The organism is Rhizobium sp. C1 (genome assembly GCF_021026335.1).
Classification (GTDB): Bacteria; Pseudomonadota; Alphaproteobacteria; order Rhizobiales; family Rhizobiaceae; genus Ensifer_A.
In genome coordinates, this window is record NZ_JAJNCY010000005.1 from 52,781 (window position 1) to 74,617 (window position 21,837).

18 protein-coding genes and 1 pseudogene are annotated in these 21,837 nt (G+C 61.0%); 10 read left to right on the forward strand and 9 right to left on the reverse strand.

The annotated features are described in order from the left end of the window. Positions 1 to 28: 28 nt before the first annotated feature. Genes LQK83_RS12260 through LQK83_RS12275 form a run of 4 tightly spaced genes read left to right on the forward strand, consistent with a single transcriptional unit; the run spans position 29 to position 3,934 of the window. Positions 29 to 922, forward strand: a complete 894-nt coding sequence (locus tag LQK83_RS12260; protein ID WP_269065528.1) for an isocitrate lyase/PEP mutase family protein — start codon at positions 29 to 31, stop codon at positions 920 to 922. Between the two features lie 24 nt (positions 923 to 946). Beyond that, on the forward strand, positions 947 to 2,347 hold the full coding sequence (locus LQK83_RS12265) for an FAD-dependent oxidoreductase (RefSeq protein ID WP_230837694.1): 1,401 nt from the start codon (positions 947 to 949) through the stop codon (positions 2,345 to 2,347). Between the two features lie 40 nt (positions 2,348 to 2,387). After that, positions 2,388 to 3,161 carry an aspartate/glutamate racemase family protein gene (locus LQK83_RS12270; protein WP_230837695.1) on the forward strand — a complete coding sequence of 258 codons (774 nt, stop codon included), beginning with the start codon at positions 2,388 to 2,390 and terminating at the stop codon, positions 3,159 to 3,161. After that, positions 3,158 to 3,934, forward strand: coding sequence for an aspartate/glutamate racemase family protein (locus LQK83_RS12275; protein ID WP_230837696.1), 777 nt, complete (start codon positions 3,158 to 3,160; stop codon positions 3,932 to 3,934). Before LQK83_RS12270 ends, LQK83_RS12275 begins: the two co-directional genes overlap by 4 nt. Before the next feature lie 27 nt (positions 3,935 to 3,961). Here the strand turns inward: LQK83_RS12275 and LQK83_RS12280 are convergent, their stop codons facing one another. Next, a complete protein-coding gene (locus LQK83_RS12280) occupies positions 3,962 to 4,732 on the reverse strand; it encodes a GntR family transcriptional regulator (RefSeq protein WP_230837697.1) in 771 nt (256 codons plus the stop codon). Positions 4,733 to 5,165: 433 nt separating this feature from the next. Here LQK83_RS12280 and LQK83_RS12285 point away from each other — a divergent pair, with 433 nt between their 5' ends. Continuing rightward, positions 5,166 to 7,058 (forward strand): methyl-accepting chemotaxis protein, encoded by a 1,893-nt coding sequence (locus LQK83_RS12285; RefSeq protein ID WP_230837928.1) that lies wholly within the window; start codon positions 5,166 to 5,168, stop codon positions 7,056 to 7,058. 161 nt (positions 7,059 to 7,219) lie between these two features. Here LQK83_RS12285 and LQK83_RS12290 read toward each other — a convergent pair. Continuing rightward, a pseudogene (locus tag LQK83_RS12290) lies at positions 7,220 to 7,933 on the reverse strand (IS6 family transposase). Positions 7,934 to 8,107: 174 nt separating this feature from the next. Here LQK83_RS12290 and efeU point away from each other — a divergent pair. The 4 genes from efeU (at position 8,108) to efeO (LQK83_RS12310) (ending at position 12,368) form a co-directional block, all read left to right on the forward strand. Continuing rightward, a complete protein-coding gene (gene efeU / locus LQK83_RS12295; protein ID WP_230837698.1) occupies positions 8,108 to 8,950 on the forward strand; it encodes an iron uptake transporter permease EfeU in 843 nt (280 codons plus the stop codon). A 14-nt stretch (positions 8,951 to 8,964) separates the two neighbouring features. Further along, a complete protein-coding gene (efeO, locus tag LQK83_RS12300; protein ID WP_230837699.1) occupies positions 8,965 to 10,155 on the forward strand; it encodes an iron uptake system protein EfeO in 1,191 nt (396 codons plus the stop codon). Then, positions 10,155 to 11,477: an iron uptake transporter deferrochelatase/peroxidase subunit gene (gene efeB, locus LQK83_RS12305; RefSeq protein WP_230837700.1), complete on the forward strand. Its 1,323-nt coding sequence runs from the start codon at positions 10,155 to 10,157 to the stop codon at positions 11,475 to 11,477. Before efeO (LQK83_RS12300) ends, efeB begins: the two co-directional genes overlap by 1 nt. A 63-nt stretch (positions 11,478 to 11,540) precedes the next feature. Beyond that, positions 11,541 to 12,368: an iron uptake system protein EfeO gene (efeO, locus tag LQK83_RS12310; protein ID WP_442966749.1), complete on the forward strand. Its 828-nt coding sequence runs from the start codon at positions 11,541 to 11,543 to the stop codon at positions 12,366 to 12,368. A 361-nt stretch (positions 12,369 to 12,729) separates the two neighbouring features. On the opposite strand, the gene LQK83_RS12315 is transcribed toward efeO (LQK83_RS12310), so the two are convergent. Beyond that, positions 12,730 to 14,340: a GMC family oxidoreductase gene (locus tag LQK83_RS12315; RefSeq protein ID WP_230837701.1), complete on the reverse strand. Its 1,611-nt coding sequence runs from the start codon at positions 14,338 to 14,340 to the stop codon at positions 12,730 to 12,732. A 131-nt stretch (positions 14,341 to 14,471) separates the two neighbouring features. Here LQK83_RS12315 and LQK83_RS12320 point away from each other — a divergent pair, with 131 nt between their 5' ends. Further along, positions 14,472 to 15,071 carry a TetR/AcrR family transcriptional regulator gene (locus LQK83_RS12320; RefSeq protein ID WP_230837702.1) on the forward strand — a complete coding sequence of 200 codons (600 nt, stop codon included), beginning with the start codon at positions 14,472 to 14,474 and terminating at the stop codon, positions 15,069 to 15,071. Positions 15,072 to 15,242: 171 nt separating this feature from the next. On the opposite strand, the gene LQK83_RS12325 is transcribed toward LQK83_RS12320, so the two are convergent. From LQK83_RS12325 to LQK83_RS12350, 6 genes are all read right to left on the reverse strand, one after another. Further along, entirely contained in the window at positions 15,243 to 15,686 is a 444-nt protein-coding gene (locus tag LQK83_RS12325) for a branched-chain amino acid ABC transporter permease (protein WP_230837703.1), read from the reverse strand. 141 nt (positions 15,687 to 15,827) lie between these two features. Then, entirely contained in the window at positions 15,828 to 16,952 is a 1,125-nt protein-coding gene (locus tag LQK83_RS12330; protein WP_230837704.1) for a zinc-dependent alcohol dehydrogenase family protein, read from the reverse strand. Positions 16,953 to 16,980: 28 nt separating this feature from the next. After that, positions 16,981 to 18,897: a sodium:solute symporter family transporter gene (locus LQK83_RS12335; protein ID WP_230837705.1), complete on the reverse strand. Its 1,917-nt coding sequence runs from the start codon at positions 18,895 to 18,897 to the stop codon at positions 16,981 to 16,983. Further along, positions 18,894 to 19,322: a hypothetical protein gene (locus tag LQK83_RS12340; protein ID WP_230837706.1), complete on the reverse strand. Its 429-nt coding sequence runs from the start codon at positions 19,320 to 19,322 to the stop codon at positions 18,894 to 18,896. Before LQK83_RS12340 ends, LQK83_RS12335 begins: the two co-directional genes overlap by 4 nt. A 69-nt stretch (positions 19,323 to 19,391) precedes the next feature. After that, positions 19,392 to 21,062: a flotillin family protein gene (locus LQK83_RS12345; protein ID WP_230837707.1), complete on the reverse strand. Its 1,671-nt coding sequence runs from the start codon at positions 21,060 to 21,062 to the stop codon at positions 19,392 to 19,394. Between the two features lie 48 nt (positions 21,063 to 21,110). Continuing rightward, complete coding sequence (locus LQK83_RS12350; RefSeq protein WP_230837708.1) at positions 21,111 to 21,812, reverse strand: bacteriorhodopsin; 702 nt, start codon at positions 21,810 to 21,812, stop codon at positions 21,111 to 21,113. Between the last annotated feature and the right edge of the window lie 25 nt (positions 21,813 to 21,837).

Consider the following 21,837-nt stretch of genomic DNA (forward strand, 5'->3'; position numbering starts at 1 on the left):
CATTCGGATACAACAGGAGAAGACACTCATGTCCCTTTCACGTACACAGCGCCTCCGGCGAGCTCTCGCCGGGGAACGGGCAGTCATGGCCCCGGGGGTGGTTGATGCCATGTATGCGCGCCTTGTCGCGGAGGCCGGATTCGAAGCCATGTACATGACCGGCGCGGGTACGTCCGTTACCCGTCTCGGCTATCCGGATGTCGGGCTTTTGACCATGACGGAGATGGTCGACAACGCAACCCGGATCGCCGATGCCTCGGATGTCCCGCTGATCGCGGATGCGGATAACGGCTTTGGCGGGCCTCTCAACGTGCGCCGCGCAATCCAGCTTTACGAGCGGGGCGGTGTTGCGGCGATCCATCTCGAGGATCAGGTCCTGCCCAAGCGCTGCGGCCATCTCGCCGGCAAGCAGGTGATTTCAGCCGAAGACATGGTCGCGAAGGTCAAGGCAGCGGTCGATGCGCGCATTGATCAGGATTTCGTCGTCATCGCGCGGACCGATTGCCTGGCGCTGCATGGGCGGAACGCTGCCTTCGACCGTGCCGAAATGTATCGCGAGGCGGGCGCGGATGTCATCTTCATCGAAAGCCCCGGGCCGGACGACCTGCCGCATATCGCGCCCCGCTTCCCCGGCATTCCGTTGCTCTACAACATGGCCACCTCGGGCAAGACTCCTTTCCTCTCCCGCACAGAAATCGAGCAACTCGGCTTCAAGCTGATCATCTATCCCAACTGGCTGCTTCTTTCGGCGTGCGAGGCGGCGAGGCAGACGCTGGAGGTCATGAAAAAGGAGGAATCGATCGCCTCCGTTGCGCCGAAGGTCATGACCTTCAAGCAGTTCTTCGACACTGCCCGCATGAGCGAAATTCAGGAACTGGAAGCGCGTTACGGGACGCCGGAAACCAGCCGCACGGATTATTGAACACGATTCAGGGAGGCCACGATCATGCCCGTCTTAAGCGCTGAAGGCATCGCATTCGAATATGAAATCCCGGTCGTCATTGTCGGCGCAGGAGCCTGCGGTCTGGTGGCGGCGCTGGCCGCCCACGACGAGGGGCAGGAGGTCATCGTGCTGGAGCGGGATGAAAATCCGCAAGGCTCTACCTCGCTGTCTGCCGGTCTCATTCCCGCACCCGGGACCCGCCTGCAGAAGGAAGCGGGGATCGAGGACAGTCCGGATCTGTTCGCGGCCGATCTTGTCGCCAAGACACATGATCACACACCTTACGATCAGGCGCTCGCCGTCGCCCGCGCCGCGGGGCCGATGATCGACTGGCTGATGGACCGGCACGGCGTCGAACTGGAACTGGTGACCGGCTTTCTCTATCCCGGCCATTCCCGCCTGCGCATGCACGGGCCAAAAAGCCGGACCGGGGCCGATCTCGAGCAGTCGCTGCTCGCGGCCGTTTCCAATGCCGGCATCGATCTTGTGACGGGCGCTTCGGTTGAAGACCTGTTTGCGGACGAAACCGGACGTATCCGGGGTGTCCGTTTCAGGCGGCCGGACGGAGCAGCCGAGGTGCTGGGATGCCGGGCGCTGGTGCTTGCATGCTGCGGCTTTGCCGGCGACCCCGACATGGTGCGGCGCTACATTCCCGAGATCGCCGACGCGGAATGCTGCGGGCATCTTTCAAACACGGGCGATGCGGTCAAATGGGGTCTCGAACTTGGGGCAGGCGTCGCCGACATGGGCGCCTATCAGGGTCACGGCTCGGTGGCGCACCCGCATTCGCTTCCCCTGACCTGGGCCGTCATTACCAAGGGTGGCATTCTGATCAACAGCGAGGGCCAACGCTTCTCCAACGAGATGCGCGGCTATTCCGAACACGGCGCGGAAGTCGCGGCGCAGCCTGGCCATGTCGCCTGGGACATATTCGGCGAGGCCGGTTATGCCGAAGCCGTGGGCTTTCACGATTTCCGCGAGATCAGCAAACTCGGCGCGGTCAAGAAGGCCAAGAGCCTGGACGAACTGGCATCGCTGACCGGTCTTTCGCTCGACCGTCTTCAAGCCGAATTCGCCGAAATCGAGGCCGCCGCACAGGCAGGCACTGCCGACCGTTTCGGACGGCGCTTTGCACCCGAGGATGTTCTTCATCCGCCCCTCTATGCCGTCAAAGTCAATGGAGCGCTTTTCCATACCCAGGGCGGTCTGGTCATCGATGCAGAGGCGAGAGTTCTGCGCGATGACGGATCGCCACTGCCCAATCTTCTCGCCGGCGGCGGTGCGGCGCGCGGGGTCTCGGGCGACTCCAACTACGGCTACCTCTCCGGCAACGGGCTTCTGACCGCGACCACATTCGGCCGCCTCGCAGGTCTGAGCGCCGCCCGGATTGCCGCAGAAGAGTAGAGTCTAGCTGCATCCATCACGTCATCCACAGGAGGAAATGATGAAGAAAGTCATGGTCATTGTTCCGTTCCCGATGGGCAGGGAGGATCTTGCACGTCGCGAAGCCCAGATGAAGGCCGTCAGGCTCGGTCCGGGGATCGCGTTCGAGTACCGCCCGGTGCGGGTGGGACCGAAGAACTATTCCAGCCAGCACGACATGGCGCTGGCCGATTTCTCCATCCTCGATGCAGGCCTCGACGCGGAGGCGCAAGGCTTTGACGCGATCTGCATCGACACAATGTCGGATAGCGGCATGTCGATGCTGCGCTCCATGCTGAAGATCCCGGTCATCGCGCCGGGTCGGCACTCCATGCTGGTCGCACAGATGCTCGGCGAGAAGTTCTCGATCCTCATGATGTGGGATCGATGGAAGATGCTCTACACCAAGACGCTCGGCGAATTGGGCATGCAGCACAAATGTGCCTCGATGCGCTCGCTCGGCGTCACGCCTGACAACAAGAGCCTGCTTTCCGGCAAGGAGAACGAGGTTTTCCCACTGCTTCTCGATGCAGCGCGCGCCTGCGTCGAGGAAGATGGCGCCGATGTTCTCATTCTCGGCTCCACGACGATGCATGAGGCCCATGCCTGGCTTTCGCAGCGCATCGGCGTTCCGGTGATCAACCCCGGCCCGCTGACTTACCAGCTGGCCTCCATCGCTCTCGATCTGAACCTCACGCACAGCAAGACGACCTGGCCTGCACCGCTTGCACCCAAGCACGACATGATCCGCGCCATTGGCGCTGCCGGTGCTGCATTTCTGGAGGAAACACGATGACACGCATTCTGGTGATCGTTCCTTTTGCGCTCGATGAGGAAGGCGTTCGCAATCGTCAGGCGCAATCGCGCTACGTGCCGCTGCCCGAGGATTGGGAACTCGTCTATCGTCCCGTGACCTGCGGCCCGACCTCCTTCATGTCGCCGCATGACTGGGGCCTGATGGACCTCGCGATTTTCGAGGCGGGCTGCCGCGCGCAAGCGGATGGATTCGATGCGGTCTGCATCGACACGATGTCGGATAGCGGCATGACCATGCTGCGCTCGGTTCTTTCCATTCCGGTGGTCGGCGCCGGCAAGGCCTCAATGCTCTATGCCCTGACGCTGGGCGCAAGGTTCTCCGTTCTCGCCCAATGGGAGCCGGCCCTGCCGCGCTATCGCAAGGCGATCCGGGAGTATGGTTTCGAACGCCAATGCGCCTCGGTACGCAGCTTCGATCAGCCGCCGGACTTTTCTAACCTGCTCGGCGGCAAGGAGGACAAGGTTTTTCCCAGAATGCGGGACGTCGCTCTGCGCTGCATTGAGGAAGACGGTGCCGACGTTATCTGCCTCGGATCCACCACAATGCATCAGGCGGGTGAATATCTTGCCGCCAATCTGCCCGTTCCGGTCGTCAATCCCGGCCCGCTGACCTACAAGCTCGTCGAAACATTCCTGGCGCTGGGCTTGCGCCACGGCCGCGACGTCTATCCGGCACCCGTCGAACCCCGGCTCGATATGCTGGAGGCGATGATGAAGGCAGGCGCAAAGGCTGTCACTGCATCTCAAGCCTGAGGCCGCGCAACTGCGGCCAGAAGCACTCTAATGACTGCCGAGGGCAAAATCCTTCCCGTCTTCGCGCGTCAATGAAACGCGGTATTCGTATCGATCGGCGCAGTAGAAGATCTCCGCAGCATAAAAGGCCTTGCCTTGAGCATCGAAGAACAGGCGCGTCACCAGCATCAGCGGTGCGCCGACGGGGATTTTGAGGTGCTTGGCTGCATAATCGTCAGCAAGCGTGGCGGTCAATGTTTGTTCGACCTTTTCAACGACCGCTCCTGACTGCTGGACCAGGTCGATCATGTTGGTCGTCGCCAGATCCTCCCGCTTCAGCGAACCGCCAACTTCCGGCAGCAAATAGGCGATAGACAGCGAATAGGGACGCCCGTCGAGGGCTCGGACCCGGACCGAGCGCACCAGTTCTGCCTGGGGTGATATATTCATGCTGGCGCAGATGCGAGGTGGCGCTTCACCTTTGTCGAGGCTGATCACCTTCAGCCGCGTACTTTCTCCCACTGTGTTCAGATAGCTGAACAGACCGTTGATGTTGGAGACGACCGCGCGGTTGAGGCGGTTTTCCCTGGAGCGATCGCTGATGAATGTCCCGCGACCGCGCGTACGTGTCACAAGCCTTTCTTTCGTCAGCATCTCCATAGCCCTGCGGATGGTGATCCGGCTAACGGAAAAACTCTCCGCCAATTCCGCCTCGCTGGGGATCGGAACGTCGCTACTGTAATAGCCTCTGACAATTCTTTCACGCAGGACGGCATAGACCCGGTAATAGAGCGGCGTCGGTGAACTAGTCTCAGCCATGTGATGAAAATTCCGATTGCGGTTCTGCGAGCATATCAGGACCTGGTCGCACGAGAAGCCCGCATGAACATCCTTCAGATCAGTCGGCGACGTCCCTCAGCGCGACTGCCCGATCGTCTATGACCAAAAAGCCAGAAACTGCATGCACCTGAGAGCAACGAGGGACCTGTTATATTAGGCTTAAAGATATATCTTTGAGCCTTTAAAAGCAAGCACCGCATCACGCGTGACGAAAGAAAATACGATCATTGATTGAACTTCATGGCAGGCGGCTGTCCAAGACTTCAACAATGATGCTTTTTTTCTGCCGGAAGGCGCGAATTTCAGGATTAATGGTCAATTCAAGTCAGTTCCGTATCAATTTTTAACCGTTTCCAACCACAGTTCGACGCGTTCGCAGCATATGGGCCAGAACGGAGACCCTCACGTGAAGATGACAGTTGTCAAGAAGATCAATTTACTTGTTATACTCGCGATCCTCGGGGTTTTTGCGTTCGCAGTCCCACAATGGCTTACGACGCGCGAACAGCTGTGGTCCGGACGCGGCGAGCTTCTGAAGTCTCAGGTGCAAAGCACGATTTCTATCCTGGCGTCTCTTCAGAAGAAGGTGGATGCGGGCGAGATGACGCTGGATGAGGCAAAGATCGCAGGGCGTAATGTGATCCGAACCATCCGCTATGGCAATAATGACTATCTGGCAGTTCTCGATTCGAAAGGCGTATCGCGGGCCCATCCCAACCCCGATATCGAAGACAAGAACTATTGGGAAAACAAGGACTCTAACGGCTTCCTTTTCAATCAGGATGTCATTCAGAAGGCGATGTCGGGCGGCGGATTCACGCGGTACTCCTACAAGCGCCTCAACGCGGATACGGACTCGCCGAAATATGTCTATTCCGCCTACTTCAAGCCGTGGGACTGGGTTGTCTTCACGGGGGTCTATGTCGATGACATTCAGGCGGCGCTCCGCGCGGACTTGATAAAGTCGGCCTCCTGGTTCGGCCTGCTGATCTTGCTGCTGGCCGGCGGCAGCACAATAGTTTCGCGCGGAATTACGCGGCCGCTGAACCGGCTTCGCGAACGGATGGTAGAGCTGGCCAGCGGCCGGCTTGATGTTGAGATTGCTGGCCAGGATCGTAGTGACGAACTGGGTGCGATGGCGAAGGCTGTTCAAGTGTTCAAGGACGCCGCGCTGGAGCGCCAGCGTCTTGAGCAGGAAGCGCGTGAGGCACGGCAGGCCCAGGCGCTGAGCCGAGACCGTCAGGCTGCTATCGATCAGGCAAAGGCGGAGGATCTGAGGGCGTTCGTGCACAGTGTGGAGGTAGGTTTCGACCGTCTTGCCGAGGGCGATCTGACCATTCGGATGGACGGCCAGGTGGCCCCCGAATTCGAACCGATCCGTCAGCGTTTCAATGTATCTGTTGCGCAGCTCGAAGATACGATCGGTTCGGTGGTCGGTGCGGTCGGCACGATGCGCTCCGGCTTGAGCGAGATCACTGTGTCGACAGAAGATCTGGCGAGGCGGACCGAGCAGCAGGCTGCAAGCCTAGAGGAAACAGTGGCGGCTTTGTCGGAAGTCGTCCGCGGTGTTGGCGATACAGTCGAACGGGCCGATGACGCGCAGTCCGCCGCAACGCTTGCGCAGTCGGAAGCCAGCAAGGGCGGGGACGTGGTCAAGCAGGCTATAGCAGCGATGACAGCGATCGAAGCGTCGTCCGGCCGAATCAGCAATATTATTTCCGTCATCGACCAGATCGCATTCCAGACCAATCTTCTTGCTCTCAATGCCGGTGTCGAGGCGGCGCGCGCCGGCGACGCGGGTCGAGGCTTCGCGGTCGTGGCGCAGGAGGTGCGCGGGCTTGCGCAGCGTTCCGCCGATGCTGCCAAGGAAATCAAGACGCTTATTTCGGCTTCGACTGACCAGGTTAGCCATGGCGTCGAACTCGTCGCAGCGTCCGGCAGTTCGCTTGAGCGCATAGTAAGCCAGGTCGAGGGCGTTTCGGCGATCATAACGGAGATGGCGCGTCTGGCTCGCGAGCAGTCGATCTCGCTCAAGGAAGTCTCAGTTGCTGCCGATCAAATGGACAAGGTCACGCAACAGAATGCGGCTATGGTTGAGGAAACCACAGCTGCGGCGCTGGCGCTGTCCGGCGACACGGATCAGCTGGCATCGCTCGCCGAGCGCTTCCGCACAGGCAAAATTTCGGGCCGCGGCAATGCCGCGCCAAGTGCGACTGCGAGACGCCGCAGCTCGCATCAGCCTGTAAAACAGTTGCGCTCTACATCCCAGACAAAGCAATCTACAGAGGAATGGGCGGAGTTTTGACGTCCAGCACCGTCTGTTGTGTAGCGGTGGCGCAAACGCAACAGCGCCATCGTCGAGGCGACCGTGGTCAATCACGTCAAGCCCGGCATGACGATCCACGAGGAGGACGGTGGGGTCGCCTCAACCGAGTTTGAGACGCAGCAATATCTTTGTCCTGAATTTCACGCGTCAATCGACAAAGCGATTTCTCGCCAGGTCGAGACAGCATGAGCGCGAAGCTGGCGATGGTCTGCGGCGGTCAAATATTTTCGGTGGAGAGGGAATAGATTGGCGATCTGGCCATGAATTGAGACGAAACGCTGACATTGTCGCGTGGACTTGAAGCGCATCATGCATAGCTCTCGTCGTCGCACGGGAAGGTGAGAATTCTCGGCTCGGTTGTTCAATCCCTTCTACGAGCGATGCTCGACGCCCGATATCAGTTCCGCCTTCGCGGCCGAATAGGAACGCAGCTTGTCGGTCACCATCACGCGCGAGGCGGCACCCTGATCCTTGAGCTGCTTTGTCGTCAGACGCAAGGCTGCCGCCTTGTTGCGTCTACTTTGCAGCAGGGCATCGAGGACGTCATCGTTCGCATCGACGGCTCGGCATAGCCAGTATTTCTTTCCCTTGATCGCCACCACCATCACATCGAGTTGCCACGTGTCGGCAAAGTGGCCGCATGAGCGGCGGCGGAGCTGATGAGCGATCTTCAGGCCGAATTTCGCCGCCCATTCCGAGACGGTCTGAAATGAGACGTTAATGCCGCGCTCGGCGAGCAGATCTTCGATGTCGCGGAAGCTGAGCGGAAATCGGTAGGAGAGCCATACAGCATGGGCGATGATCTCGAAGGGAAAGCGGTGGCGTTTGAAGTGGGCTTGTAGGGCTTCGGTCATGGAGCTCGAATATCAAGTCGATACAAACCAGACGGTTAAGGCGACGCCACCCGGAAATTCCATGACGAATTAGCCGAAATAAGTTCGCCTGATCATGTTGCCATAAAGTTGACTATTTTTATCTTATTTCGTAGACGTCTGTTCCCGTCCACCAGCGATATCAAAGACGCTGACATGCTTGCACCATTTCTCATCATGTTCCGCGAAGGCGTCGAGGCGGCGCTGATCGTCGGGATCATCGCCAGCTATCTGAAGCAGACCGGACGCGGCATGTGGATGCCCGTTGTCTGGATCGGCATCCTGCTTGCCATTGCGGTCTCGCTTTTCGTCGGCGCGGGTTTGCAGGTCATCAGCGCCGAATTTCCGCAGAAGGCGCAGGAGCTGTTCGAGGCGGTGATCGGCCTCGTCGCGGTGGTCGTGCTGACCTCGATGGTGTTCTGGATGCGCAAGGCAGCCCGCTCCATCAAGGCCGAACTGCACCAGTCCATCGACGAGGCATTGGCGTCGCAGTCCGGAGGGTTCGGGCTCGCGGCCATGGCTTTCCTGGCCGTGGTGCGTGAAGGTCTTGAATCAGTTTTCTTCCTTCTGGCCACCTTCCAGCAATCGGGCAGCGCTATGGCACCGCTGGGTGCGCTTCTCGGCGTGCTTCTGGCCTTTCTTGTCGGCTACGGCATCTATATGGGCGGGTTGAAACTCAATCTCCGCCGCTTCTTCCGCTGGACCGGCGTCTTCATCCTCATCGTCGCGGCGGGCATTCTGGCCAATGCGGTGAAGGCGCTGCATGAAGCGGGCCTCTGGAACCACTTCCAGACGGTTGTTTTCGACCTGAGCGCGCGCCTGCCGCTTGATAGCCCGCTGGGCTCGGTCCTGGGCGGCATTCTCGGCTATATCGATGCGCCGACGATCAGCGAAGTCACGGTCTATGTGGTCTTCCTGGCGATGACGCTGTTCCTCTTCCTCGCGCCGCATCAGCCGGCGCCGGGTGCGCACGCTTCCCATCCTGTCCGCAAACACTGAAAAGATCGATCTCGATGAATGGCACGCCCTCCAGGGACATCCTTCCGCGCAAGCTTCTGATGGCCGGCATCGGCGCCTCCGTTGTGCTCGTGCTCGCCGCAGGCGCCGCATTTTACTATGCGTCCCGCTATTCGCAGGCAGAGCGCAAGGCGGCTTCCGACGGTGCCGTCACGGTGACGATCGCCGGCAAAAGCTGTGAGCCGAATGCCTTGACCGTGCCGGCGGGCAAGACGGTCTTCAGGATCGTCAACACGTCCGATCGCGCTGTCGAATGGGAAATCCTCGATGGCGTCATGGTTCTGGAGGAGCGTGAAAACATCGCCCCCGGCTTCACCCAGAACCTGACGGCAACGCTGGAACCCGGCAACTACCAGATCACCTGCGGCCTGTTGTCGAACCCGCGCGGCACCCTGCATGTCACGGCGGCTGCCGCCGGAACGCAAACCACGGCCCAGCCCTCGATGAAGGCCTTTATCGGCGCCATGGCCGAGTACAAGGTCTATCTCGCGGGCGAGACGGACGGCTTCGTCACCGCGACGAATGATCTGGCTGCTGCCATCAAGGCCGGCGATCTTGCCAAGGCCCGCGCGCTTTATGAGCCAGCGCGCATCGCCTATGCCCACCTGCTGCCGATTGCCGGCCAGATTTCCGATCTCGACAGCGCCATCGATGCCCGCGCCGATTATTTCGAGAAGAAGGAGCAGGATCCGGCTTTTGGCGGCCTGCATCGCATCGAATATGGGCTGTTTGCTGAAAACAGTCTCGAAGGACTGGCGCCTGTCGCCGACAAGCTCACCGCCAATGCCCAGACGCTTGCCGATCGCATCCACGATCTGCGCATCACGCCGGCGCAGATGATCAGCGGCGCGGCGGCCGCGATGGATCGTTTTGCCTCCGCCGGCGCGGGGCTTGATGAAGACCGCTATGCCCATACCGATCTCGCCTCTTTCGACGCATCGCTTGCCGGCGTGCAGAAGGTCACCGATCTGATTGCGCCCGTCGCCGCCAAGACCCATTCCGCCCTGATCGAACGGATCGGCGACGATCTTGTGGTGTTGCAGAAAACGCTCGGCAAATATCACCGCGCCGATGGCTATGTTCCCTATTCAACCCTGACCGAAGACGACAAGTCCGACCTGAAGAAACAGGCCGCAGCACTTGCCGCCGATCTTGGCAAGCTTCTTGAAACCTTGAGGTTAAGCTGATGACCAGCCTGAAAGACACGATGGACAAGGACAGTCTCGTTTCGCCGGCACGCCGCCGCCTGCTGATCGGCGCGAGCATGGGGGCTGCGGGCGTGATCGCCGGCGCAACCAGCGCTGCCGCCTCCGAAACCATGATCACGAGCGATGTCACCAATGCGCCGGAAAGCGACAAGCTGGACGAACGCCAGCCGTTTTACGGTCTGCATCAGTCCGGCATCGTTACGCCGCGCCCGGCAACGGGCCTTGCCGTCGCCTTCGACGTGCTGGCGCAGAACCGCGGCGATCTGGAGCGACTGTTCCGGACGCTGACCGAACGCGCCGCCTTTCTCACGAAGGGGGGGCCTGTTCCGCAGCTCGACCCCAAATTCCCGCCGGCCGATTCCGGCATTCTCGGCCCGGTGGTCACGCCGGACAATCTGACGATCACCGTTTCCATCGGCGAAACGCTCTTTGACGACCGCTTCGGCCTGAAGAGCGCCAAGCCGAAGCGCCTTCAGAGGATGAAGGATTTTCCGAACGACGCCTTGCAGCATGAGCTTTGCCACGGCGACATCCTGATCCAGATCTGCTCCAACACGCAGGATACCAATGTTCACGCCCTGCGCGACATCATCAAGAATACGCCGGATCTGATGATGGTGCGATGGAAGCAGGAAGGCAGTGTGCCCGTGCAGCCGCCGCATTCGGAAAAGGCGAAGGAAAGTGCACGCAACTTCCTTGGTTTCCGCGATGGCAGCGCCAATCCGAACTCCGCCGATCCTGCCCTCATGGACAGGATCGTCTGGGTGCAGCCGGAGAGCGACGAGCCCGCCTGGGCCGCCCATGGCAGCTATCAGGCCGTGCGCATCATCCGCAATTTCGTCGAGCGTTGGGACCGCACGCCCTTGCAGGAGCAACAGACGATCTTCGGCCGGCAGAAGGCCAGCGGCGCACCAATGGACGGCAAGGTCGAAACCGACGTGCCTGATTATGCCGCCGATCCGGACGGCAAGGTCACGCCGCTGACCTCGCATATCCGGCTTGCCAATCCACGCGACAAGGAGGCGGAGGCCCATCTCATCCTGCGCCGGCCGTTCAACTATTCCAACGGTGTCAACAAGGCGGGCCAGCTGGAGATGGGCCTGCTGTTCATCGCCTATCAGGCCGATCTCGAAAAGGGATTCATTCACGTCCAGAACAGGCTGAATGGCGAGCCACTGGAAGAATATCTCAAGCCGATCGGTGGCGGTTATTTCTTCGCCCTGCCGGGCGTCAAGGATGAACAGGATTTCCTCGGGCGCGGTCTTCTTGAGGCAACCGGACCGGTGAATGTCCGTGGCTGAAGCAGATTCCGAAACGCCCCACTGTCTTCAACCCTCACGCTATGCAAGCAAGGAACAAGCTTTATGATACGTCGCACTTCGCTTCTGTCCGCAGTCTCCGCAGTGGTTCTCATGGCCGGCACGGGTTTCGCCCAGGCCAAGGTCGCCCCGGAAGACCTCGTCCAGCCGATCGCCGACTACAAGATCTATGTGGAGAAGAACCTCGATACGCTGGTCAAGGACACCAAGGTCTTTACCGATGCGGTCAAGGCCGGCGATCTGGAAAAGGCCAAAAAGCTCTACGCGCCGACGCGCGTGACCTATGAAAAGATCGAGCCGGTTGCCGAACTCTTCTCCGACCTCGACGCCGCGATCGACTCCCGCGCCGACGACCACGAGCAGAAGGAAAAGTCGGCCGACTTTGTCGGTTTCCACCGCATAGAATACAGCCTGTTCCAGGAAAACTCCGCCAAGGATCTCGGCCCGCTTGCCGACAAGCTCTATGCCGATGTCACCGAATTGCAGAAGCGCGTGAAAGGCCTGACCTTCCCGCCGGAAAAGGTTGTGGGGGGTGCTGCCGCGCTGATCGAGGAAGTGGCGGCCACCAAGATCACCGGCGAGGAAGATCGTTACAGCCATACGGATCTCTTCGATTTCCAGGGCAATGTCGACGGTGCCAAGAAAATCGTCGACCTGCTGACGCCGCAGATCAAGAAGGAAGACCCGGCGCTTCTGAAGAAGATCGACGAGAATTTCGCGACCGTTGATGGCATCCTTGCCAAATACAAGACCAAGGACGGTTTCGAGACCTATGACAAACTGACGGATGGCGACCGCAAGGCCCTTGCGGGACCGATCACCACGCTGGCCGAAGACCTCTCCAAGCTTCGTGGCACCCTGGGGCTGAACTGATCGGCATCTGAGTGAAATGCGCCGGGGCTCGACATCGCAGGACGGTCTCGAGCCCCGGATTTTTTGAAGATGCGTCGCACCCGTCGGCGCGCCGAATTCGTACATTCGGAACGGGCCGTTCAGAATTTCGGTTACACTCAGCTGTTCTGATCTCAATGAGAGACCAAGCCAGCGCGGAGCTTCTATCGAGGCAATCATTTCCGCGACGCAGTGCGCACAAAGGGTTGAAACACCACGCATGACGGACACCGGTACGTGGGGGGAGGGGCAAAACCGAAACGCCGTTCTCGTCGCTCACTCTCACCCGCGCCGCAAGCCAAGGGCCGAAGTGAAACCTGCCGCACAAACATTCGCGTACAGATCAAGCTTTCGCGTCGTTGAGAATCATGTCCGCGGCATAGAGACCGGCCGCCATGGTGGGAGCATTTGTGTTCCCGGATGGAATTTCGGGGAAAATCGAGCAATCGACAACGCGAAGGCCGGAAACGCCGCGGACTCTCAGTCGAGGGTCTAGAACAGCCTGTGGTTCAGCGCCCATCGCAGCCGTGCCGACAGCATGATATCCGGACTGTCCGAGACCACGGGTCATGTCCAGAATCTCATCATCGCTATGGGCCTGGCTGGTCAGACTGGTTTCTCCTGTGACAAAGGTCTGGAAAACGCTCTGGCTCATGATCTTTCGGATCATGCGGGTGCCAGCGATCGTGCCGGCGCGGTCTTCTTCGTGGTCAAGCCAGTTCGGCTCGACGACAAGTGCTGCGCTCGGGTCGCTCGACCTCACCAACACACTGCCCTGGCTTTTTGGGCGCAAATAGTAGGAATAGAGCTGCATTCCCGGCTCCGTTTCGAAGCCGATCCCTTTGGGGCCCAGAATGTAGGAATAGGGATTGTACATGATCTGCGTGTCGGCGCGCGGGGCGTTTGGCAGTGCCTTTACAAAGGCGATCGCTTCCGCCGCTCCTATGGACAGGGGTCCCTTGCCGGTTGCAAAATATCTGCAGGCATTGGCGAGGAGACGCCAGCCGCCGAAGTCCCGGTTCTGACTGTCCTGCCAATGCCGGAGCCGGAAATTGATCGGCAGCGTCAGATGCTCACGCATCTTCCGGCCAACATTGGGGCTGTGGACGCGGATCGCAATCCCGGCTGCCTTCAGCACGTCTGCGTCGCCGATGCCGGACAATTGCAGGATACGCGGGCTGGCCAATGCGCCCGCGCAAAGAATGACTTCCCGCCCGGCCGAATAGGTGACTTTCCCGCCGTTCGAAATGCCTGACACGCCAGTGACCTTGTTGCCGGTCAACTCCACGGTATCGACACGCATGCCCGTCACGATCGTGAGATTGGTCCGCTTCCTTGCGGGATCGAGAAAGGCGCGGGCGGCGCTTACGCGTTTGCCACTGCGGTCGATATTCCACTGGGCGTAGCCCACACCCTCCAGCGTCGGCCCGTTCTGATCGTTCTTGACATGCAGCCCTATTGCGCGCCCCGCTTGGACGAAGGCATCCGCAAGCCGCGTCGGATTGGGGTTCGTGTTGATCTCGACCGGCCCGCCCGCACCGCGAAACTCGTTTGAGCCCAGCTGATGGTCCTCGAGCTGACGTAAATAGGGCAGCTGCGTCTGCCAGTTCCAGCCTTCGAGCCCCATCTGATCAAGAGTTTCATAGTCCTCGCGGCCAGCGCGGATCCAAACCATTCCGTTGATAGCGCTCGAACCGCCGATCATCTTGCCGCGGATCCAGGTCTTGTCCGGCCCCCACGGATCTTTTTCGACCGGATAGAAATAGGCGTGTTTCGGATCGGAGATGAGCTTGCCGTAGCCCTTGGGTAGCAGGCTGAGCCAACCGGCCTGGCCGCCTTCTTCCAGCAACAGGACCGTGTATTTGCCGCTTTCGCTGAGTTTGGCGGCCAGCGTCGACCCGGCGCTCCCCGATCCAACGACGATGAAGTCAAACTTTGATGCGGCTGCGGACATCACACTCTCCATTTTAGAATTTATTTCTAGATAAACCATCTAGTTTTTGTTGTCCACTGTTTCAGCACCGGCAAGCTTTGCTCGCGATGGGCTTGCGTGTAGAGCTTAGGGAAACTGGAATTGGCATCAGCGTGAACGAGCTTCGAACACCAAGGCAGAGCCGCGGCGTGAGCCGAAGGGACAGAATACTCGACGCAGCGGCGGAACTCATTTGTTCTGCCGGCCCTGATGCCGTGAGCATGCAGTCGGTTGCGCAAAAGGCAGGCGCATCGACGGGGTCCATGTATCACTTCTTCGCGGATCGCGACCAGTTGCTGCTGGGTCTTGCCGTTCGCCATACTGATGCCCTGTCGAAGCTGCTTCGAACGACCTTTTCGGCAAAGGATGCTTACTGGCAGGGTTTGTCGGCCGGCGGTGTGATCGAGACGCTGTTCGGCCGCTTCATCGCCTACTACGCCATCCGCCGGGATGCCTTGGCGACAATCAAACTCGCTCAGCGGGAGCGCGTGGAACAATTCGAGCATCTGGTAGACCGGGTCATGCGCCTTCGCCTGGGCAACGAGCGGGGACCACAAGCCGCCAAGGTGCTGTTTGCGATCTCGACCGGTACGCTACATTTCATGCACGATGCGAGCGGCGAAGATATCGAAAGGATTTGCGCAGGTCTTCCCGATGTCTTGACGGCCTACCTGATCTCCCTGGAAGCAGGCCAAACCAGCCGAGCGGGCTGAAATGACCTTTCTTCAAATGCTATTCGAACGGGGAGCAATGGAGATCTGGTTCGTCTTAGCGGCGCCCAGCGTGGCTGCAACAATTTCACCGTCGCACCTGGGCTAGCGCGTCCACCACACTTCAAAAGTCGCACTTCTGTATAGCGCGTACCCCCACGTACAACAATCAGTTCAATAAGATATGTTATGGAACCCGAATATGTGCGTGATTAAAGCTTCGGCCAATTGTTTCAAAAAATAGATGGCCGTGCCGATCAGCGGGCCCTCTAGGGTTCCTGCACCACCAACGATCACGATGAAGAGAATGCGGATCTGCCAGTCGAGATCGAAGGCTCCGGCAGGTTCGACATAGAGGACCGAGGTGTAATAGATCACGCCGGCCACCCCGCAGATGACGGCAGAGGTGACGAAGGCGATGATCCGCGAACGGCCCGGCGCGATGCCGACACTGGCCGCCGCCGTCTCGTTGTCACGGATCGCCATCAGCCCCAGGCCGAACCGGGTCCGCAGCAGTCCGAAGATGCCGAATTGCGTCACGAGGACGAGCGCGAGCGCCGCCCAGAAGACTGCATCCCCGAAGGTCGCGGGATCGATATCCGGCGCGTTGAGCACCATGCCTTGTGCCGATACGTCTCGATCAGATATTCGGAGCGACGGGCCAAGACCGACATCGAGCCTTCCGTCAGAAGTGTCGGCGGCTCTGACGACAATGCACCCGCCGAGACGATCAATTTCAGGCATGCAGCCCGGACAACATCAGAACACCACGACCTGGCGGATTGCCTCACCGGTCGCGAGGCGTTCGAAACCTTCATTGATCTCGTCGAGCGTGATCCGGTGCGTCATCAGCTTCTCGATCGGCAGCTTGCCGGCCTGCATCATGGCGGCGAAGCGCGGGATGTCGCGCACGGGCACACATGAGCCGACATAGGAGCCTTTGAGCGTCTGTTCGCCGACCGTGAGAGAGACAGCGGGAATGGTGAACTCGGCCTTCGGATTGGGCAGCCCCCCGGTGACGGTCGTGCCGCCGCGCCGGGTGATCTCGTAGGCGAATTTCAGCGCGGGCGCTGCGCCTGCCAGCTCCACGGCGAGATCCACACCGCCGCTTGTCAGTGCCTTGACCTCAGCGACAGCACTCTCTTTCGTCGGATCGATGGCATGCGTGGCGCCGAGCTCCAGCGCCAGCGCCCGCTTGTGTTCGGCCATGTCGACCGCCACGATCGTCTCGGCGCCTGCCGCGACCGCACCCAGAAGTCCGGCAAGCCCCACGCCTCCGAGGCCGACGATGGCACAGCTCTGCCCCATCTTCAGCTCACCCGAGTTCAGCACCGCGCCGACGCCCGTGAGCACCGCGCAGCCGAGCAGGGCAGCACGATCCAGCGGCACCGACTTGTCGATCTTGATACAGGAATTTTCCGACATGACCGCATGGGTCGAAAATGCGGAGACACCGAGATGGTGGTTCAGCGCCTCACCCTTGTAGCGCAGCCGCCGCTCGCCGCCGAGCAGCGTGCCCTTGCCTGCCGCCACGGCGCCGGGTTCGCACAGCGCCGGCCGGCCGGAAGCACATGGCACGCAATGGCCACAGGAGGGCACGAAGACGAGAACGACATGGTCTCCCGGCTCGAAACGCGTGACGCCCGGCCCCACCGCCTCGATGATACCCGAGGCTTCATGGCCGAGCGCGACCGGCATGTCACGCGGCCGGTCGCCGTTGATCACAGAAAGGTCGGAGTGACAAAGGCCGGCCGCCGCCATCTTCACCAGCACCTCGCCGAAGCCCGGCTCCTCCAAGTCCGCCTCGACGATCTCGAGCGGCCTCGTGTCCTGATAGGGACGTGCCGTCCCCATCGTTCTCAACAGCGCGATTCTGGCTTTCATCTCACTCTTCCCTTGATTGTCCTGCATTCTAACGATGGCCGAAAGCGAGCGCAGTCACGACGACCAGGCTCACTGCAACGGCAATGACAATGATGGCGGCGCGGCGGCGGCGCATTTCGGCTTCCGCTTGCCCTCCTCGCAGGCGCGGCCTTGGCACATAGGCCGGGACATGAACCAGAGAGGGGCTCGCCAGCTCCATCTTGTAGGCGAGAAACCACACCAATCCCAGACCCGCGACCCACATGGCCAGCGACCAGCCCCAGAGCGAGGGCATGCCGAGCACCCAGTGGCCATCCGTGCCCAGAAAGGCGTAATTGCCGAAGACGAGGCCCGGGCCAATGGCGAGGAAAACCCAGGCCAGCGTCGCCGACCATGCTGTCGACCGGAGAGCCCTCACGCGCGCACTTCCTGCAAGCTGGGTGAACAGAAAGCGGCGCGCCTCATCCCCTTCCTCACCAAATCCGCGCTTCTGCGTGAAGGCCGAGATCAGCAGGGTCACCGCGATATTGGCGGCCATCCCCCAAGCCGCAGAATGAATGGTCCAGGGATTGCGGCCCCACGGCAAATCGAGCCCGAAGAAGGAGAGGACCGAAATCCCGAAAGGCTCCGTCAGCAGCACACCGGCAATGCCGAAGCCGACGCCTGTCACGGCAGCCGGCCGGGTGATCCAGCGCAGCCACGTCATCCCCAGCAGCGGCGTAGAGAGCTGGAAGGCAAGTGGCAGGGCAAGGGAGGCCAGCAGCGTCAGCGCGACAGGTGTCAGCAGCTGCATCAAGACGCTGCCAAGCACAAGAAACCCGATTACGACGCGCGTGAGCGTCACGGTATCGCGCCGGGACAGGCTCGAATGGAAAAACGGCTTATAGAGATGGCGCACCAGCGTCTCGCCGGCCGCAAGAAGGGCGACTGCCGCCATGACCTGTACGCCCGCGACAAGCCCAATGAAGATCCAGGCCGCAAACCAGGGCGAGACGCCGGCCAGTAATCCGGGCAGAGTGCGCGCGGGATCGACCAGCGCGCCGGCACCGACGAGCGCAACACAGAAAACCACGAGAGCACCGGCAACGCCTGCCACGACCCAGGTCTGCCCTGCCGCAAAGCCACGCGGGCTCGATGTCGAAAGCACCACCTTCATGATCATCGGGCTAGCCTGCAGGCCCATCAGCGCCATGGCGAAGGAGAGGCTGGCGAGCGCTGTTCCCTCATGGCCCGCCGCCGCCTCCTTGCCGAGGCCGGCAGTGAATTGCACGACGCCTGCCACAATGAAGCGCGTCGCCGTTGCAGGGTCCTCGGCCAGCTTGGCAAGCCCGGCATTCAACGCAGCAAATCCGCCCGCGGCAATCAGCGCGAAGCCGGCCAGCACAACAATCGAGGCCCCAGCCATCACCGACTGGATCGCACCGAGAAAGGCCGCTGCGCGCATGCCGCCGATGACGACATAGGCAAAGAGAATGAGACCGAGCAGCACGGACGCCATTTCCATCGAAACCAGGCCGCCGCCCAGTTCTGCGGCGAGCCGCGACAGCGCATGAAGCTGCAGACCAGCGAAGGCCACGGCAAAGAGCACGGCGACAACGGCCGAAAAGGCGGTCAGGAATTCCGAGCCCCAATAGGCACGCAGCAATTCGGTGAGCGAAGAAACACTGAGCCGCTGGCCGAGCAGCCAGACGCGCTTGAAGAAGACGACGCCCGGCAGCGCCAGCGCCACGCCGGCCTGAAGGCTGGCCGCAAGACCAAAGCCATGACGGGCGATTTCATCCGTTCCTGCCAAAATGGCCCAGCCGGACAGGCTCGCACCGGCGATGACCAGCGCGGAAATCCAAGGTGACAGCCCATGCGCAGCGGAAAAGAAGGTCTGGTAATCGCCATTCGCCTGCGCGCTGAGGCGCGCCCAGTAGAGAACGGCGACGGCATAGACGAGCGCGAAAAGCGAAAGCCACATCATGCATGCTCCTCCGACCCGTCGCCCGGTTTGATATGGAAGCGCGAGAAGGCGCCGCGCAGGCCGTGCCGCGTGAACAGATAGGCGAGAAAACCGGCGGCCAGCACCCCGAAGAGCGTGAGGCCGGAATAGTAGTCGGCCATGGTCATGTCGCCACCGACAGCGGACACCACGAAAATGAGCCCGAGCACTCCATAGGCGCCAATCCCGAGCGCCGCCTCGCCCTGCGTGAAGCCGGTGTCGAAGATGCCGTTGACGACAATATGCGCGACGAAAGCCAGCACGATCGACAGCACGCCGGCGGCGGAGAGCGCCCACCAATCCGCCTTCAAGCCCTCCAGGAAAACGCAGAGCCCGAAAAGCCCGAGCACGGCCCAGATCGCGAAGATCAGTATGGAGCGTTCAGTACGGGCGTCAGTCTGGCTCATGGAAGGGTTCCTGCATCGTCACGCGGGCGCAAATGGCCGGCCGGGCTATCCCCGGCCGGTCGTCGCGGTTCAGTTCGGCCGGCTCTTGTCCTTGGTCGCGGATGTCGGAGCGGCGGGCTCGGTATAGACGACCTTGGAAAGGTCGCTCAGCGTATGCGGCCGGTGGATCGTCTCGGCCGTCAGGCCGATCTCGCCCAGCAGCGTGTCGACAAAGGGTGCCTGTGTGCGATAGCGCAGCGCTGAGCTGACCACCTGTTCTGCCAGGTTCCCGTCGCGCGGCGCACCCGCCTCGTCGCCGGCAACCAGCTGGCCGGATCCGCCGCCGGAAAGGCCCGGAAGCCCTTCCACATGAAGGATCTTGATGCCCTCGATCTTCTCCATCGGCTTGACGCTTTCGCGGATGATGGCCGGCAGGTTCTCGACCAGCGAGCGGTGCAGCGCGGAGCGGCGGCTGGCATCGGAGCGCATGTTCTCTGCCGCATTGAGCCGTTCCTTGCCGGCGGCCTCGACCTTCATGCGCTCTTCGAGCGCAGCCACCGCGATCCGGTCGGCATCGGCGCGGTCCTTGGCAGCGGCCTTTTCGGCTTCGGCCAGAATGCGGATGCGGGCGGCCTCGGCTTCGGCAGCACGTTCGGCCTCGATGCGTTCGATGAGCTTCTGGCGGTTGGCGATCTCGGTATCGCGGATCGTCATCACCTTCTCCTGCGCCTCGATCATCGCGGCGCGCGCCTTCTCGGCCTCGGCCTGCGCCTCCGAGCGCTCCTTGGACTTCAGCGAGACGGCGATTTCGCGCGCCTGTTCCTCGATCTGGATCGTTTCGCGGCGACGGATTTCCAGGCGCTCGACTTCGCGTTCCATGTCGATGCGGCTGCGCTCGACGGCTTCGCGTTCCTTGAGCTTCACGGCTTCGATCTCGCGTTCGCGCTGGGCGTTCTCGGCGGCAATCTCGGATTTCTTGGAGGCGCGCTCGATGGCGACCTGAGCCTCGTGCGAAAGCCGTGCATATTCGCTGTCGCGTTCGATCTCGAGGCTGCGCTTTTCGGCTTCGAGGTTCTTGGCGCGGATGGCGATCGCCGTATCCTTCTCGATATCGTTGCGCTTCTTCTTGCGGCTCTCGATCTGCTCGGTCAGGTGTGTCAGGCCTTCGGCGTCGAACGTGTTCGAGGGATCGAAGAGCTTGATGTCGGTCTGGTCGAGCGAGGTGAGCGACACGGATTCCAGTTCGAGACCGTCGAGCGCGAGGCTTTCGGCCACTTCCTGCTTCACTTCCCTGACGAAGGCCTGACGGTTTTCGTGGATGAATTCGAGCGTCATCTTGGCCGCAGCGCCACCCATGGCGTCGACGAAGCGACCCTGGATCAGGTCCTTGAGCTGCTCGGCATTCATGGTGCGGTTGCCGAGGCTGCGGGCGGCGGTTGCCACCGCATCCGTATTCGGCGCAACGCGGACATAGAACTCGACGGTGAGTTCGACGCGCATGCGATCCTTGGTGATCAGCGACTTTTCCCGTGCGCGGGTCACCTCCAGACGCAGCGTATTCATGTTGACCTCGGTGAGGTCATGCAGGATCGGCAGCACCAGCGCGCCGCCGCCCATGACGACCTTCTCGCCGCCGAAGCCGGTCCGCACGAAGCTGACGTCTTTGGTGGAGCGGCGATAGAGCCAGTGCAGAAGATAGGCGGCGACAGCAATGACGATAGCCGCCAGGATGATAATGGCAATGACGTCTGCACCCTTCATGGACGTATTCCTTCTGAATGAGCAGGGGTTTCAGGCAAATGATGGAATTCAGGCACCGGCCTTCTCCTCCGAAGCAAGGATGGCGGTCGAAAGAACGGCGATGCCGAAGGCCATGCGGTTGAGGATATCGGCGACGTTATAGGCAACCGAGAGGCTGCCATCGTCGGTCATGCCGGCAAAGGCAGTGAGGAAATTGCCGAGCGGATAGATCGCCCAGCCGATGGTGACGATCAGCCGGAGCCAGAAATAGCCGCGCCGAAGCGTATCGCCGGTGGAGGCGCGCACCACATCGTCCATGCGGCCGAAATAGAACTCGCCGAGCAGATAGAGCCAGAAGACGAGGCCGATGAGGAAGGCGAGTGTGGGATGCATGAAGGCTGCTTCGCCGAGATAGCGCACGAAGACCATCAGCACCGAGACGACGATCAGTCGCCAGAATAGGCCAGCCGACAGCTTGCCCGCCGTGCCGGCAAGGAAAAAGAGTGCCATCACCTGCAGCGGCATGGACACGGCCCAGCCGACATAGTGATAGACGACGGGCACGCCCTGCCCGGCGAACCAGGCCTCGCGCGCCTCGTGAACCGAACCCACGCCGACCAGCGCCGCAATGGCACAAAGGGCGACGGGAAGCCGCCATGACCGGCTGACCCAGGCCGTCCCGATCAGGAGAAGCACCGTGGTTGCGGCAAGGCCGAACAGGTCGGCGGAAAAGCTCGCAGCAGTGAGGTCGGTTGTCTGATAGACCGCCATTGTCATTGTCCTCCTTGAAGGAAAA